Origin of the sequence: Acidilobus sp. (genome assembly GCF_049973875.1) — an archaeon.
GTDB lineage: Archaea > Thermoproteota > Thermoprotei_A > Sulfolobales > Acidilobaceae > Acidilobus.
In genome coordinates, this window is record NZ_JBMFJI010000005.1 from 43316 (window position 1) to 58039 (window position 14724).

Below are 14724 nucleotides of genomic sequence, written 5' to 3' on the forward strand. Positions count from 1 at the left end.
ATTTAAACTCGTAGGGCCTCTGCTCCCTCAGCATTCAAATCTTAAGCTTTATTAAACTCAATATGCGGAGTAGCAGTTGATGGTGTAATAATGTATACAGCTGACGCCAAAGTGTTCTTTGAGCCAAGGAGCATAGCTATAGTGGGAGCCTCGCCGAGAGCTGACAATATGGGCCGAGTAATACTTTCTAACTTGAAGTCCAAGTATAAGGGCGAGTTATTCGTAGTAAACCCTAAATATGATTATGTTGAAGGCCTGAGGAGCTATCGCTCCCTGAGCGAGATAGATAAAGATGTGGACCTGGTTGTAGTTGCGGTTAACGCCGCACTAACGCCTTCAGTGCTAGAGGACGCTGGCAAGAAGGGCGTCAGGGGGGCCATAATATTCAGCGGGGGCTTCGCCGAGACGGGCACCGAGGAGGGCATAAGGCTTCAGGAGGAAGTGGTCTCGATAGCCAGGAGGTACTCCATGAGAATCCTTGGGCCCAACTGCATAGGAGTCTATAACTCTGCAAACGGCGTTGACACCTTCTTCCTGCCAGAGGAGAGAATGAGGAGACCCAGGCCTGGGCCCATAGCAATAATAAGCCAGAGCGGGGCCCTGCTGGCAACCCTCATGGACTGGGCAGCTGCTAACAACGTAGGTATATCTAAAGCCATAAACTTTGGCAACAAGGTTGATATTGACGAGATTGATAGCCTAAACTACCTTGCCGGCGCGCCTGACGTGAAGGTCATACTAATATATCTGGAGGGTGTCACAAAAGGCAGGGAGCTGGTTGACGCCATCAGGAAGGTAACCTACGGCAGTAGGAAGCCGGTGCTCGTGCTCAAGGGAGGCAGGACAGCCGAGGGCTCCAGGGCCACGCTTAGCCACACGGCATCAATAGCGGGCTCCTACAACGTTTTCAAGGAGGCCATGAGCGAAGCTAACGCAATAGTAGTTGAGGACCTCCAGGAGATGTTTGACGCTGCGAAGGTCCTCAGCTCAGGCGCCCTGCCAAGGGGTCCCAGGGTGGCAGTTATAACCAACTCAGGGGGCCACGGCGTCATAGCCACCGATAACCTGGTATCCAGGGGGCTGCAAGTACCTCAGCCGTCACAGGCCACGTTAGATGCGCTCAAGGGACTCTTCCCCCATCGGGTGTCGCTGCGCAACCCGTTTGACCTGACGGGCGACGCAAGGCCCGAGCAGGTAGAACTTGTCGCAGAAACGCTCCTCTCTAATAACGACGCTGACGCCCTTCTGCTGGTGGCCCTCGTGCAGCCGCCAACCATGGACCTCAACAAGACCTTTGACGCCATAATAAATGTCAGGAAGCGCCACCCTGACCTGCCCCTGGCTGTAGTTACCATAGGCGCCAGCTACGGCGAAAAGCTGGCGGAGATGCTCGAGGCCGCTGGGATACCAACATTCGAGTTCCCTGACCGCGCCGCCAGGGCCCTGTCTGACCTATGGAAGTGCAGGCTCTGCGTCGAGGCTGAAAGTAATAGTGGTGACATTATGCCGACCGTTAATAGCAGCGCTGCCGAGTTGGTAAATAATATAATAGCCCGCGCTATCAAGGAGGGCCGTAACAAGCTGCTTGAGGATGAGTCGCTGGAAGTCCTGAGGGTCTATGGGATCCCTGTTGCCGATTATTGCACCGCCACTGATGAGGATGCTGTAAAGACGTGCGCGCAGGGGCTTGGCTTTCCCCTTGTAATGAAAGTCATAAGCCCTGACATCATTCACAAGAGCGACGTGGGAGGCGTTGTGCTTAACATAAATAGCGTTAGTGAAGCGACCTCTGCCTACAGGTCAATACTTTCTAACGTTAGGCTTCGCGCGCCTCACGCTGATGTTAGGGGCGTCCTACTTCAGAGGATGGTAAGAGATGGATATGAGGTTATAGTAGGAGGCACGCGCGACCCCCAGTTTGGCCCCATAGTTACCTTCGGCTTAGGAGGCCTCCTGGTGGAGCTTGTCTCTGACATTTCCATGAGGCTAGCCCCTGTTGGCTTGAAGCAAGCCTTACAGATGATCTCAACCACTAGGGCGTACACGCTGCTCAAGGGCTACAGAGGTATGCAGCAGGCCAACCTAGAAAGCGTGGCAGAAGTAATCTCTAGGTTAAGTATCCTACTTTACAACCACTTACCTATAAAAGAGGTAGATATAAATCCCGTTCTGGCACGCATAGAACAAGCGACAGCCGTTGACGCACGCATAATAGTTGGAGGTGGATAAAAAGCTTGGAGGGAAGTGACCGCCTGGCTGCTGAGAAGGCCCAGAACGTTGACACAAACAGCAACGAGCCTAAGAATGTCCAACCTCAGACTTCCCCTGAGGCTGTGCAGGCTCGGCAGACAGGAAACCAGCAGGAAGCCAGGAGGCCTAGGAGGGCCCCTGAGCCTCTGCCACCAGAGGCCCTTCCTGAAGATATAAGGCAGTTGGTAACCACGGACACGTCTAACATGAAAGAGGAGGACCTTTACAAGCTTGTAGATGCAATAAGGGATAAGATAATTGAGGTCAAAAATAACAGAATGCAGCTCATTAATGAGGTTAAGGGGCTGCGCGACCAGAGGGTCAAGTTAATTGAGCAAAAGAAGGAGCTTGTGAGCCAGCTGCTTAAGCTGAGGTCCGACCGCAAGGAAGTTCTTGATCAGCTGGCCAAGCTTAACCAGGACAGGAGTTCGACGCTCAACGACCTTAAGGCTAAGATAGAGCAGCTCAAGGAGGCCAGGCAGCTGCTTGATAAGGAGGGCAACGTCGCTAAGCTCAGCCTCAAGAGAGTTCAGAAGAGAATAGAGGAACTCGAGTGGAGGCAGCAGACCTCCGTTCTGCCTCCACAGGAGGAAAGGAGGCTTGTAGAGGAAATTGAAAGACTTGAGGAGCTTGCGGAGAGGATAAGGAAAGCGCGCCAGGAAGAGATCTCAATAATGGAGATAGAGGCTGAGGTTAAGGCGCTCAAGATGAAGCTTAACGACTTCAACACAAAGATAAACGAGCTCAGGCAGAAGGCAGGGAACCTCAAGGCCCAGATTGCATCGTTAACGCCCAAGATTGACGAGCTTAACAAGCAGATAAACTCGCTCAAGCAGACCATTGACGAGAAGAGTAAGAACATAGACATTCTGTCTGGGGAGCTTGACGCGCTCTACAACAAGTACAGGGAGCTGATGGTGAAGCTAAAGGAGCTTAAGATATCAAGGCAGCGCGGCATTGAGCTCAAAGCCCTTGAGGAGAGGCGCAAGGAGATAGAGGAGAAGGCCAAGAGAGGAGAGGCCCTGAGCCTTGATGAAATGAGGATACTATATGGAGAGTTCGACCTGACGTAAGAGCCCGCTGACCCAGAGATTAAGGACTACCGTTAAGGCCCTACAGGACTTTTAATTAACTAGTGCCACACTTCAAACATAAATGGGTCAAGCCTTTTACCATTTCTGTAACGCTGCAAGTCCTTATTAATTAGTTTTTGAACTCAGGTTACTCGCGTGAAAGGCTTGAGCGCGCAGGCAGCTGCTGAGGAAATGTTGAAGCTTTATGATACGTGGCCTTCTCAGCTCCTCTCGTCATACAACAGCGCAGTTACGATTAAATCGCCCCAGGTGAGCCCCCGCGCGTTGTTACTGTGTGGTATGGGAGGCAGCGGAGTTGCAGGGGACTACATCTGGGCACTTGCCGCAGCCAAGGCTCTAAGGTTCCCAGTTATAGTTCACAAGGCCGAGGGCGTTCCCCCTTGGGTAACAGCGGAGGACCTGGTTGTTGCAATAAGTTACAGCGGGAACACCTACGAGACCGTGAGCTGCGCAAGGGAAGCTAAGGCCAGAGGAGCTACAGTACTTTCAGTAACGAGCGGCGGCAAGCTGGCGTCGTGGGCTAAAGAGAACGGGCTCCCGCTCGCGCTCATAGAGCCGGGCTACTACCCAAGGACAGCGCTCGGAATGCTGGCTGGGGCCACCATAGGTATCATCAACTCCTCCGGAATTAAGATAGCCGCTGATAAGGAGGTTGAGGATGCGGCTGACGCCCTTAGGTCAACTTCAAGGGGCGAGGGCGAAACCATAGCAAGGGCCCTCGCCGGCAAGGACGTATACGTGGTCGCAGGGTGCGGCCTCTTTGACATAGTGGCCCACAGGTGGAGGCAGGAGTTCAGCGAGAACGCTAAGGCTATAACTAAGACCGAGTTCTACCCCGAGTCAGCCCATAATGATATGGTTGTGTGGCAGCTGCTGCACAATGTAAGGAAGGGCTTTGTGCTCATAGAGGGCGACGGTAGGGTATGCGCTGTCCTTGAAGACCTCCTAAGGCAAATCTATAACGACCAGAGGGACGCGGTTGTTAGAGTAACGCCCAGGGGCAACGGAGTTTTGGCCCAGCTGCTCCAGGGCTCGCTGCTTGGAGGCTACACGTCAACGTATTTAGCTATGTTTAATGGCGTGGACCCGCGCGACACCTCAATAACAGGAAGGTATAAGGAGGCCCTCGAGAAGGCAGGACTTTCCTAACTAAGAATTTAGCAATGCATTTTAAGGTTCCGTAAGGTACCAGCAAGCGGAAGAGTGTTTAGGTGCAGTTAATGCAGGGCGAGCTGGTAGGCGCATATCAGCAGAAGGGCGTAGTGCAGGACTCCGTGCACGGCTTTATACCGATAAATGAAGCCGAGTACTGGCTCCTTCAGACGGCGTTCATGAGAAGACTTCACAACATAAAGCAGCTTGGCATGGCGTTCCTAGTGTTCCCATCGGCACGCCACAGCAGACTTGAGCACTCGCTGGGGGTCATGCATATAGCTTCGCGTATGGCCCAGAGAATAGCCGGCTCACTGTCGCATAACGATAAGCTTTGCTCTGAAGTTCTCTACGAATGTAACTATGAGCATCTTAACAGCTTCGTGCAGACAGTTAGATTCAGCGGCCTACTTCATGACGTGGGGCACCTGGCCTACAGCCACATGAGCGAGGAGGCCATAGAGTACATGGCCAAGTACAGCGAAGATAAACAGTCGCAAGGACTCTTCAAGGAGTTAACCGAGCTCTCAGGCGGCGCACTTAAAGTGCATGAAGCTTATGGAGTCTCCTTCCTCTCGAAGCTAAAGGGTCTCTCGTCCTCCTTCGAAGGGTCCCTGCTTGAGGTCTACCTGTCCGCCGTCACGGAGCTCCTAAAACCCGGAGGGCCTACTGTGAGGGAGCCCCTGGAAGAGCTCGGTATAAGGCCTGAGGCCTACAGCATTATTCACGATATCATATCAAATGAAATAGCGGACGCCGACAGGCTTGACTATCTCCAGAGGGACGCGCAGGCCACAGGAATAGTATATGGCAACATAGACCTAGACAGGCTGGTGGAGGGAATAGGCGTCTCGCTACTTGACGACGGAAGGCCGTTCTTATCGCTTGACATAAAGAGCCTTCAACCCCTTGAGGATGTCTTTGACGCAAGGTACAAGATGTACCGCTCGGTATACTATCACCATAAGGTCATAGCCATATCTAAATCGGTCTCCAGGTTCATAAGGGAGCTGCCCCAGTCACACATACAGCTGCCTGAGGCCTACGGCGGGGACCTGAGAGAGGCGATAAAGCCCAGCTCCCTGGCTAAAGCCATAGCTGATGACCTCTATTACTTTGACGACTCAGAGCTGGACGTTATAGCTAGAACTGCAGCACACGGCGAAGAGAAGCTGATCAAGCGGTGGGCGCTGAGCCTCCTAGAGAGGCGCGACCTCCTTCCGCTTTCATTAATAAAGAGGAGCGAGGAAGTGATGGTATTGGCTACGGAGACCCTGAGGAAGCGCGGTTTAGAGCCGTCGCCTTCTAATCTATCCCACTTACTAAACTATGTTAGTAACAAAGTTTCTGCCATCCAGGACGACCTTAGGAAGGCCACAGGTAACTCCAATATCATGGTAGACTGCTTTTCCAGTTCCATAATAAATTTGGACAGGCTACGGAGGGGCTCCAACATGTTCAACTGGAGCGAGTCCTCCTACCTAAGAGCTATCGTAGATCAGAGCTCTATCCCTGTGCTTCTGCTCTACGCATACTCCGACTACATGGATGACCATCTAAGCCTAATCAGGGCAAGAGCTAAGGACTTAAGGGAAACTGCCAAGAAGATCTTACAGGACATGTTAAATGAAGGCGTTAGGGACATCAGATCTTAGGCTTAGTAACCCCCTTAACCTTGCCGAGGACCTCCCTCACGAGCTCCTCCCTAGGCCTAAGGCCATGCTTCATGTCTTTTACTAGAGCGCTAAGCTCTTGTACATTACTGGAAAGCTCGGCCGCTACTCTCGAAACCCAGGAGTCCCCCGAGTCGGCCATTGATTTGAGCACAGCCACTAAGTTCGGCAAATTATCGGACCCCGCTATTCTCATCGCCGCTTCAACGACGGCCGCCGGGGCCTCCTTCGAGAGCTCCCAGTCCGTTCGACTCAACACAGGGGTTACACCCTCCTGCACTTACTACCTAACTTCCCCACAAGGTGTAGGCTGGCCTGTAATACCACTAGAGACCTCATGAACGCAAAGGCTGTGTTCAATTACATGGACTGAAATAGGCTTCATACAAGGCGCCCTTTAGGTTCCTCCTATTAAAGCCCTGGAAGCGCATTCCCTGGGGCGCGGGAGATGAGTAAGGAGCTCTATGACGAGGCCTCAAAGTTCCTCGTAGGTGGCGTTGATAGCCCAGTGCGCGCCGCCGTCAGGCCTTACCCCTTCTTCGTCAAGGAAGGCATTGGGCCCTACATAATTACTGAGGACAACGAGAAGCTTGTAGATTATGTCCTAGGATACGGGCCCCTCATACTTGGCCATGCAAATGACGCCGTCAAGAGGAGGGTCATAGAGCAGATAGAGAAGGGCTGGCTTTATGGAACGCCAACTAGAGTTGAGCTTGAGCTGGCTAAGAAGGTCGTCAGCTATGTGATGCCTGGGGGCAAGGTAAGGTTTGTGAACTCTGGCACGGAGGCCACAATGACTGCCATAAGGCTTGCCAGGGGGTTCACGGGAAGGAACAAGATAATGAAGTTTGACGGCTGCTATCACGGCGCACATGATTATGTTCTAGTTCAGGCCGGCAGCGCGGCCAGCGAGTATGGGGTGCCCAACAGCAGAGGCGTGCCTCCTCAGGCGGCAGCGCTCACGGTTGTGGCTAAGTACAACGACCTCGAGTCCGCGGAGAGGGCCGCCAAGGCAGCGGGCGACGACCTGGCCGCTATCATAGTGGAGCCCGTAATAGGTAACATGGGCGTTATACCTCCGGATAGGGAGTTCCTCAGAGGTCTCAGGGAGATAGCTGACAGGTATGGCTCGTTGTTAATATTTGACGAAGTTATTACTGGGTTCAGGCTTTCCATGGGGGGCGCCCAGCAGTACTTTGGTGTCAAGGCTGACATAGTGACGCTAGGTAAGATCATAGGCGGCGGCTTCCCCATAGGCGCTGTGACGGCCAGGTCTGAAATTATGGACCTTCTGTCGCCCAGGGGGCCGGTATTCAACGCAGGCACTTTCAACGCTAACCCAGTAACTATGAGCGCGGGGTTAGCTACCATAGAGACCGTTGAGGCAACGGACGCCCTCTCAAAGGCCTCAAAGGCGGCAAAGGAGATCGCTGAGTATGCGGAAAGTGTCTTCAACGGCGCTGTTAGCGTTAACAGGGTAGAGAGCATGTTTCAGCTGTTCTTCACGCATCGCAGTGTTGTAAGCCCCGATGATGCCAGGGCGAGCGACCGCGAGAAGTACGCCAAGTTCCACGAACTTATGAGAAAATACGGGGTGTTTGTCCCTCCAAGCCAATTTGAATCCCAGTTCACCAGCGCAGTTCACGGCGATGAGGTCATTTCGACTACGGAGGAGGCCCTCAGGAAGGTAGCGAGTGAACTGAAATGATAAAGCTCAAGGTGGCCACCAGGGGCAGCAAGCTAAGCCTTGAACAGGTAGTCATAGCTATGAGGTTCCTTGAGCAGAGGCTCGGGGAGCGAGTAGAATATGAGCCGGTGATAGTTAAGACCAGGGGCGACGTGATGCAGGACAGGCCCCTTTTTAGCATAGGCGTTAAGGGCGTCTTTGAGAAGGAGGTTAACAGGGCGGTCCTTAACGGTGAGGCCGACGTAGCGGTCCACAGCATGAAGGACCTGCCCTCGCAACTTGAGGGGGACCTAGAGATAGCAATGGTGCCTCCCCGGGAGGTCCCTAACGACTCCCTTGTAATAGGCATGGGATCCCCTGAGGTCACTGGCGTGGAGGACGTGCCCTCAGGCCTCAGCGTCGGCACATCAAGCGTGAGGAGAATAGCGTTTCTAAGGCATTATAACAGAAACGTCATCATAAAGGTCGTGAGGGGCAACGTAGATACAAGGATAGCTAAACTTAACAGGGGGGAAGTTAATTACTTACTAATGGCTGAGGCAGGCCTAAGGAGGCTCAACATACTTCAGAAAAGGGTTATGCTGCCTCTCGACAAGTTCCCGCCTGAGCCAGGCCAGGGGATAATAGCAGTCGTGGCTCCCTCCTCATCATCGCTTTTCGATCTTTTACGCAGGGCCTCGGACGAGGTAACTTATGCTATGGCAATGGCCGAGAGGAAATTCGTGGAGCTCATAGGTGCTGGGTGTCACACGCCCATAGGGGCCGTCTCCATGCTGGAAGGCGGCAGGCTAACTATGACAGCGGCCGCGGCCTCGCCTGACGGCGAAGTTATGAACTTTGCCCGGGCCTCCGGCAGCCTAGGGGAACCTGAAAGGATAGCCAGGGAGCTGGCCAAGAACCTGAAGGTGCCGTGACTTGCCCGGAAAGGTAGTGATAGTGGGGGCTGGCCCGGGCGACCCAACGCTCATCACTGTTAAGGCCCTTGAGGCCATCAGGGCTGCTGACGTGATAGTATATGATAGGCTGATTCCGACTGAGCTCCTAAGTCAAGCAAAACCTGGGGCAGTCAAGATCTATGTGGGCAAGGAACCGCAGAAACGTGAGATGAGCCAGGAGGAGATAAACGAGCTTCTCGTGAAGCTTGCCCAGGAAGGCAAACTGGTCGTGAGGCTGAAGGGAGGGGACCCATACACCTTTGGAAGGGGCGAGGAGGAGTGCGAGTTCTTAGTTTCAAATAATGTGGAGTGTGAGGTGGTGCCAGGGATACCAAGCTTTGTAGGGGCTTCGGCATACGCAGGCATTCCTCTGGCTGGCAGGGGCTTCGCCTCGTCGTTTGCAGTGATAACTGGCCACCTGGCCGAAGGCAAGGACGTGAGGGAGTATCTTGAGAGAGTAAGAGGCCTGGCGCAGGCCGCAGACATGCTAATAATACTTATGGGCGTTAAGAACTTTGACCTGATACTCACTGAAATCGCTAAGGTGAGGGGCTGGGACGAACCGGCGGCCGCCGTGATGTGGGCCACCACGGAGAGACAGCTAACGGTCGCTGGCACGATGTCGTCGCTGTTGGATGCCTGGAGAAGAGGAGTAATAATTAATCCAGCGGTCATATATGTTGGCAGGGGCATCAACGAGAGGGTAAAACTTTGGAGAAGAGGTATAGAGTACTCTACTTAGGGCCGGAGCTCCCGACGGCGCTGAGTAGCTTCAGTTGCATCAAGTGGGTAAAGTCGGTTGAGATAGTACCTGTTCCTGAGGCTCTGAGAGCTGCAGCTGAATATGTAGTCAGAGGCTATTATGATTGCGTCGCCTTCCTGAGCCCAAGGTCTCCGAGGTTTCTAAGGCAATTTATGAGCTCCTGGCCGCCTAATGTCAGGGCGTTCGCGGTTGGCGCTTCTACGGCGACTTCCTTCAAGGAGGCTTTTGGCATAGACGCTTCTTATCCTGAGACCTACAGCAGCGGCAGACTCGCTGAGCTCATTAAGTTGTCCCACTGCAGGAGAGTCCTGAGTCTAAGGTCCGAGGCCGGGGACCACGAGCTTGAGGAAAAGCTTAGGGAGGCGGGGATTGAGGTAAACAGGGTCGATATATATCGTGAGGTTCCAGCTGACATAGACGTAAATGAGCTGGCCTCCCGCTTTGACCTAATAATAGTGTCCTCTGCCGAGATAGCCAGAATTTCATGCAGCCATATAAGACCTTACCTGGGCGATGCCATAATTATAGCGATGGGACCTAAGGCAGCCTCGACGGTTAACTCCATGTGCCCTGGGGCCAGGCTTCTTGTCCCGTCCCGGTATACGTTTAATGCCATTGGAGAGCTACTGAAAGCGCTTGGGTGCAGGTGAACCTTGGCACTAGTGTTCCACAAGCTGGTCTCTGTAAACGAGGCTCTCAAACTGCTCGAAGAGAAGCTAGGAGGCATAAGACCTCTTGGGGTTATCGAGGTTCCCCTGCTAGAGTCGCTCAACAAGGTTTTAGCTGAGGATATACAAGCCCCCATAGATTATCCGCCCTTTGACCGCTCTATGGTGGACGGCTACGCCATAAGGAGCTTCGATGTGGCCGGCGCGAGCGACGTGACGCCTGTGCAGCTTAAAATAGTAGGTAAGGCGTCCATAGGCTCCGTTCCGGAGAACCACGTGGGTCCCAGCGAGGCTGTCGAGATAGCTACGGGAGCCATGATACCCAGAGGGGCAGACTCCGTTGTTATGGAGGAGTACGTAGTTAGAAAGGGCGACACGCTAACCGTCTACAGGCCAACGGCCCCTGGCGAGAACATAAACCAAGCTGGGTCAGACATCTCAGCTGGCGACTATGTCCTCAGAGCTGGCACCTTAATAACTTCAAGGGAGATAGCAGTCCTGGCGGGCTTAGGGATAAGCAAGGTCAGAGTGTACAGGCCCCCTAAGGTCACCGTATTCTCAACTGGCGTGGAGCTGGTTCCACCAGGAGAGCCACTGACAACGGCCAAACTTTATGACGTAGATGGATACGTTATAACTTCCATGCTTAACGAGCTGGGAGCGGAAGCCACGTTCAAAGGCATAGTGCCAGACAGCTATGACGCGATGAAGTCCGCCATAGCTGACGCCCTTGAAAAGTCTGACATTGTTATCACGACAGGAAGCACCTCAGCGGGCTACGGCGACATGATATATAAGGTGTTTAGGGACCTGGGCGCGGAGCTCATAGTACATGGCCTTAAGGCCAGGCCAGGAAAGCCCACAGCCATAGCTGTGAAGGATCGTAAGATACTCTTTGGCCTTCCAGGGTTCCCGCTGTCAGCCATGATGAACATGTACACCATAGTAGCCCCTGTCATAATGATTATGAGGGGCCTAGAGCCAAATGTTGAGCTGCCTAAGGTTAAGGCCAGGATACCTTTCAGGTTCCCAGCCGGGAGGGGCTTCATGGAGCTAATACCTGTCCAGCTAGTACAAAACATTGATGGCAGCCTCTCTGCTTACCCACTGATGACGGGCTCTGGATCAGTCGCGGGTATAGGCCTCTCCGATGGCTTCATTGCAGCAGAGGAGAACAGAGAGTACTTCGATGAAAATGAGGAAGTAACCGTCAACCTGTTCTCGCCCAGCCTCAGGATACCCGAGCTTAACATAATAGGCAGCAACTGCCCTGGCATTGAAGTAGTTCTTAGGGTTGCTGGTCTGACAAAGAGTTCCAGAGTAATAAGCGTTGGCTCCATGGGTGGGTGGATAGCTATCAAGAGAGGGGATGCGGACATAGCCGGAACCCACATACTTGACGAGAACACAATGCAGTATAACGTGCACATGCCTAAGATAATGGGCCTCGAAAACGAAGTTTACATATACAGAGGCTATGCCAGAAGGATAGGCTTCCTGGTGAAGAAGGGTAACCCAAAGAACATCAAGGGCTTTGAGGACCTCCTGAGGCCTGACGTAGTCATGGTTAACAGGAACAAGGGCTCAGGCACGAGGGTACTTCTTGACATGAAGCTCAGGCCTCTGCTCAAGGGCGAGAGGCCGGAGAAGGTGATAAATGGGTACACCTACGAGGTCAAGACTCACACCGCCGTCGCAACAGCCATAGTACAGGGGAGGGCTGACGTAGGCCTCTCGCTTGAGGCCGTGGCAAGAATGTTTAACCTTGACTTCATACCTGTGGGCGAGGAAATATACGACTTCGTGGTAAGGAAAGACAGAATCAACAAGCTGAGCGTGAGGACGTTTTTAGAGACTCTAAAGAGCCCTGAGTTCTCAGAGGCCTTGAGCAGAACGCTTCCAGGGTACAGAACCTTACCGGAAAGCGGCAAAGCTGTTTACCCATAATAAGGTGGTGCGGGGGGTGGGCTTCGAACCCACGCAGGCCTACGCCAACGGGTCTTAGGCCCGTCCCCTTTGGCCAGGCTCGGGCACCCCCGCACCAGACTTACAAAATATTTTGGTTCCCTTTAAATTATTCGCCCAGAAGGCCCCTCGCCCTAGCTAAGGAATTGGCTATATCTTCTGCAAAGGCAACCGCCCAGCCAAGCACCTCCTGACGGCCTGGCATTAGCGCTAAGCCACAGCCACAATCGCCAATGTAATACCTTATCTCATCGAGGAATCCCTTATGGCCGAGCCTCCTGCAGAGCCCCTCACAGCTCTCAAATGAAATAGCTAGACCGTCTATTGAGTTCAGCCTGATCACTATACCGACGCATAACTGCCCACTGCATTTGCTTACCAGGACTCTGGCCTCACGCTTCAAGAGAGGTCCTCTACGCCCAGGGACTTCGCTTGCTCAATGAACTCCTTTCTAAAGGCCTCGTTCATATCTTTTATCCTGTTTAGCGCTTCCTTCAAAACTTCCTTTATGTCGTAGCCATCCTCTAATCTTACGTAGACCTTGATTCTCCTGAACAGAGGGTGCTCCAACTCGTAGTAGGCATCTACTACCCCCTTAACTCCAGCCAAAGTAGAGGAGAGCAAGTTGCCCAGTGTATGATCTTCGTTTTCTATCTCTATTACATAGCTGTTGCCCGATTTGTAGATCTTAAGGTCCTCCGTCAACTCCTAACGACCCCCTTATCAGGTCAGCCGCTTCCCTCCACTCAGTTACTGAGAGTATTTTATTATTTCTATCCCTGGCCAGGACGCCCTTTGATAAACCTACAGAAATAACTCTTTTCACATCTGTCGTAGTCCCAGAAAGAGCTAGCACAGCTATCACAGCTTTCCTGGCGGACTCGCTAAGGCTGAGGCCGTTCACCATCTTCAGTGCTTCAGAAAGTTTCTGAGCAGCCTGTCTTATGACGCTTGCCTGTGCGTTGCTTCTGAGCACCGGAGGTTCCCACTCAGTGTCGAATCCCATCTTCTTCAGTGTAAAGGAAAGCACATCGATGGGTCCTTTATACCCCATATCCCTAATTCTGTCTTCCGTGATTACGGACCTAAAGCTCCTAGAAGTTAGGCCTCTCAATACATCATGGACTGCCTTCTTAATGTCCTTGGAGGCCCTTACAGAGCCCTGTATTTCAATTACAAGCTTATCGTTCCTAATCTCGGTTGAAATTATGCTGGCCGCCGCCTTCTCGCTTATCTTCTCCAGTAAGGCCTCGATGTCAGCGATGTTGCGCGGCAGCTTGATTATGATCCTCTGTCCAGAGGCCACTACTGGAACCTCCTGAGAATTAGTCGCCTTATGTCAAGCCTTATTAGCTTTGAGTTAGCGAAGGTTGAGAGCTTCCTGTTCTCCACGTTTCCGCAGGCCGGGCACTTGAGGCTGCCGCCCTCCAAGGCTAGAACTTCGCCGCACCTTGAACACAGGGCGTAAATTACGCCGAGCTGGGGGCCCTTTAAGCTCAGCAGGTAGGGACTTATGGTGCTCATAACCCTCGCCAATATGATGTCATTAGGCCTCACAAAGTTCATAATATCATCTACCCTATCAACGCCTACGCTTTCTGGAGTTATAACACCGTCTAGAACGCCGGAGTACTCTATGAAGCGGCCTGGCCTAGGTTCAAGTGCGACTTCGCCATAGATGTCAACGAAGGCCAGGTTCTCCCTTACCTGTGTCACCAAGCCAAGGACGGTAGCCCCTTTCTTTGGGCTCTTGAGCCTCCTTGCAGGTATGACCTCGGCTACCTTGTTAACGTTATCAAGCTTAAGCTTTCCTATTGATGCTACCCTGAGGACGCCAGTGTCGTAATCAACGTACACGTTCTGGCCCTCGGAGTACTCCTCTTCAACAGCAACCACGTCGCCTGGGACCACGTAGCTAACTCCTTGAGAGCTCAACTAGGTCCACCTTTATTCTCCTTATCCTGCTCCTGTGGTGCGGCATAGCCGCAGGTATAGGGAACTCGTGAGTACCTAAAAAGTTGAATGAGTACCCTCTGGCCTTAGCTAACCCGGCGTGAAACTCAAGGTTTCCTGATTTCACGAGAGCCACTATCTCCCTAGCATTGAGGCTCATGGCATACTCAAGGAATTCCCTATCGGCCCCCCTTCTCCATACCCCGAAGGGCGGGTTCATTATCACGAGGTCTATAAGGCCCTGCCTGAGGGGGCCGGAGTACTCCGCTATCCATGCAGATACGAAAGCCAGCCCCTCGCTGACACCCAGTTTCTCTGCCGAAAGCTTACAGATGCTGCCGAATCTATAATCGTAGTCAACAGCTATGGCCCTTCTCGCCCCTAAAAGAAGGGATGCTATAGCTATCCTGCAAGTACCTGAGCCAAGATCAGCCACTGTGGCGTCCTCGATGAGCCCCTTAAACAGGGGAACCTTTAACATAGCGAGCACTAGCTCTGCAGGCGTCGTATACTGCTCCAATTTGACTGATGGGGACTCTATTTTTGGCACATACTTCTCAAGCACAACCTTAAGTCTGCTTAGC

At 52.8% G+C, this 14724-nt stretch carries 15 protein-coding genes and 1 tRNA gene; 9 read left to right on the forward strand and 7 right to left on the reverse strand.

The features are described from left to right. Positions 1-90: 90 nt before the first annotated feature. The 4 genes from ACP5H1_RS03175 to ACP5H1_RS03190 all read left to right on the forward strand — a co-directional run bounded on the left by ACP5H1_RS03175 (position 91) and on the right by ACP5H1_RS03190 (position 6151). A complete protein-coding gene (locus ACP5H1_RS03175; protein ID WP_427971612.1) occupies positions 91-2229 on the forward strand; it encodes an acetate--CoA ligase family protein in 2139 nt (712 codons plus the stop codon). Between the two features lie 5 nt (positions 2230-2234). Further along, on the forward strand, positions 2235-3323 hold the full coding sequence (locus ACP5H1_RS03180; RefSeq protein WP_427971614.1) for a coiled-coil protein: 1089 nt from the start codon (positions 2235-2237) through the stop codon (positions 3321-3323). A gap of 156 nt (positions 3324-3479) precedes the next feature. Further along, entirely contained in the window at positions 3480-4493 is a 1014-nt protein-coding gene (locus tag ACP5H1_RS03185; RefSeq protein ID WP_427971616.1) for an SIS domain-containing protein, read from the forward strand. 71 nt (positions 4494-4564) lie between these two features. Next, positions 4565-6151 (forward strand): HD domain-containing protein, encoded by a 1587-nt coding sequence (locus ACP5H1_RS03190; protein ID WP_427971619.1) that lies wholly within the window; start codon positions 4565-4567, stop codon positions 6149-6151. On the opposite strand, the gene ACP5H1_RS03195 is transcribed toward ACP5H1_RS03190, so the two are convergent. Next, positions 6141-6449 carry a hypothetical protein gene (locus ACP5H1_RS03195; protein WP_427971621.1) on the reverse strand — a complete coding sequence of 103 codons (309 nt, stop codon included), beginning with the start codon at positions 6447-6449 and terminating at the stop codon, positions 6141-6143. The genes ACP5H1_RS03190 and ACP5H1_RS03195 overlap by 11 nt on opposite strands. Before the next feature lie 168 nt (positions 6450-6617). Between ACP5H1_RS03195 and hemL the strand changes: the two genes are divergently transcribed. The 5 genes from hemL to ACP5H1_RS03220 are packed head-to-tail and all read left to right on the forward strand — an operon-like array spanning position 6618 to position 12169. Then, complete coding sequence (hemL, locus tag ACP5H1_RS03200; RefSeq protein WP_427971623.1) at positions 6618-7877, forward strand: glutamate-1-semialdehyde 2,1-aminomutase; 1260 nt, start codon at positions 6618-6620, stop codon at positions 7875-7877. Next, positions 7874-8770, forward strand: a complete 897-nt coding sequence (gene hemC, locus ACP5H1_RS03205; protein ID WP_427971625.1) for a hydroxymethylbilane synthase — start codon at positions 7874-7876, stop codon at positions 8768-8770. Before hemL ends, hemC begins: the two co-directional genes overlap by 4 nt. 1 nt (position 8771) lies before the next feature. Beyond that, entirely contained in the window at positions 8772-9533 is a 762-nt protein-coding gene (cobA, locus tag ACP5H1_RS03210; protein ID WP_427971628.1) for a uroporphyrinogen-III C-methyltransferase, read from the forward strand. After that, positions 9503-10204: a uroporphyrinogen-III synthase gene (locus ACP5H1_RS03215; protein ID WP_427971630.1), complete on the forward strand. Its 702-nt coding sequence runs from the start codon at positions 9503-9505 to the stop codon at positions 10202-10204. Before cobA ends, ACP5H1_RS03215 begins: the two co-directional genes overlap by 31 nt. A gap of 12 nt (positions 10205-10216) precedes the next feature. After that, positions 10217-12169: a molybdopterin biosynthesis protein gene (locus ACP5H1_RS03220; protein WP_427971695.1), complete on the forward strand. Its 1953-nt coding sequence runs from the start codon at positions 10217-10219 to the stop codon at positions 12167-12169. Between the two features lie 5 nt (positions 12170-12174). Here ACP5H1_RS03220 and ACP5H1_RS03225 read toward each other — a convergent pair. The 6 genes from ACP5H1_RS03225 to ACP5H1_RS03250 form a co-directional block, all read right to left on the reverse strand. Continuing rightward, positions 12175-12262 (reverse strand) — tRNA-Leu (locus tag ACP5H1_RS03225). Between the two features lie 34 nt (positions 12263-12296). After that, positions 12297-12590 carry a hypothetical protein gene (locus ACP5H1_RS03230; protein ID WP_427971631.1) on the reverse strand — a complete coding sequence of 98 codons (294 nt, stop codon included), beginning with the start codon at positions 12588-12590 and terminating at the stop codon, positions 12297-12299. After that, positions 12587-12892 (reverse strand): RpoL/Rpb11 RNA polymerase subunit family protein, encoded by a 306-nt coding sequence (locus tag ACP5H1_RS03235; RefSeq protein ID WP_427971633.1) that lies wholly within the window; start codon positions 12890-12892, stop codon positions 12587-12589. Before ACP5H1_RS03235 ends, ACP5H1_RS03230 begins: the two co-directional genes overlap by 4 nt. Further along, positions 12876-13493, reverse strand: coding sequence for a DUF2067 family protein (locus ACP5H1_RS03240; protein WP_427971635.1), 618 nt, complete (start codon positions 13491-13493; stop codon positions 12876-12878). The genes ACP5H1_RS03235 and ACP5H1_RS03240 overlap by 17 nt, the downstream gene beginning before the upstream one ends. Further along, on the reverse strand, positions 13493-14122 hold the full coding sequence (locus ACP5H1_RS03245; protein WP_427971637.1) for an exosome complex RNA-binding protein Csl4: 630 nt from the start codon (positions 14120-14122) through the stop codon (positions 13493-13495). The genes ACP5H1_RS03240 and ACP5H1_RS03245 overlap by 1 nt, the downstream gene beginning before the upstream one ends. Then, complete coding sequence (locus ACP5H1_RS03250; protein WP_427971639.1) at positions 14103-14660, reverse strand: METTL5 family protein; 558 nt, start codon at positions 14658-14660, stop codon at positions 14103-14105. The genes ACP5H1_RS03245 and ACP5H1_RS03250 overlap by 20 nt, the downstream gene beginning before the upstream one ends. Between the last annotated feature and the right edge of the window lie 64 nt (positions 14661-14724).

Bases quoted from the DNA above. Each gene is read 5' to 3' on its own strand.
- hemC (WP_427971625.1), top strand. From the start codon at position 7,874: ATGATAAAGCTCAAGGTGGCCACCAGGGGCAGCAAGCTAAGCCTTGAA.
- ACP5H1_RS03175 (WP_427971612.1), top strand. From the start codon at position 91: ATGTATACAGCTGACGCCAAAGTGTTCTTTGAGCCAAGGAGCATAGCT.
- hemL (WP_427971623.1), top strand. From the start codon at position 6,618: ATGAGTAAGGAGCTCTATGACGAGGCCTCAAAGTTCCTCGTAGGTGGC.
- ACP5H1_RS03190 (WP_427971619.1), top strand. From the start codon at position 4,565: ATGCAGGGCGAGCTGGTAGGCGCATATCAGCAGAAGGGCGTAGTGCAG.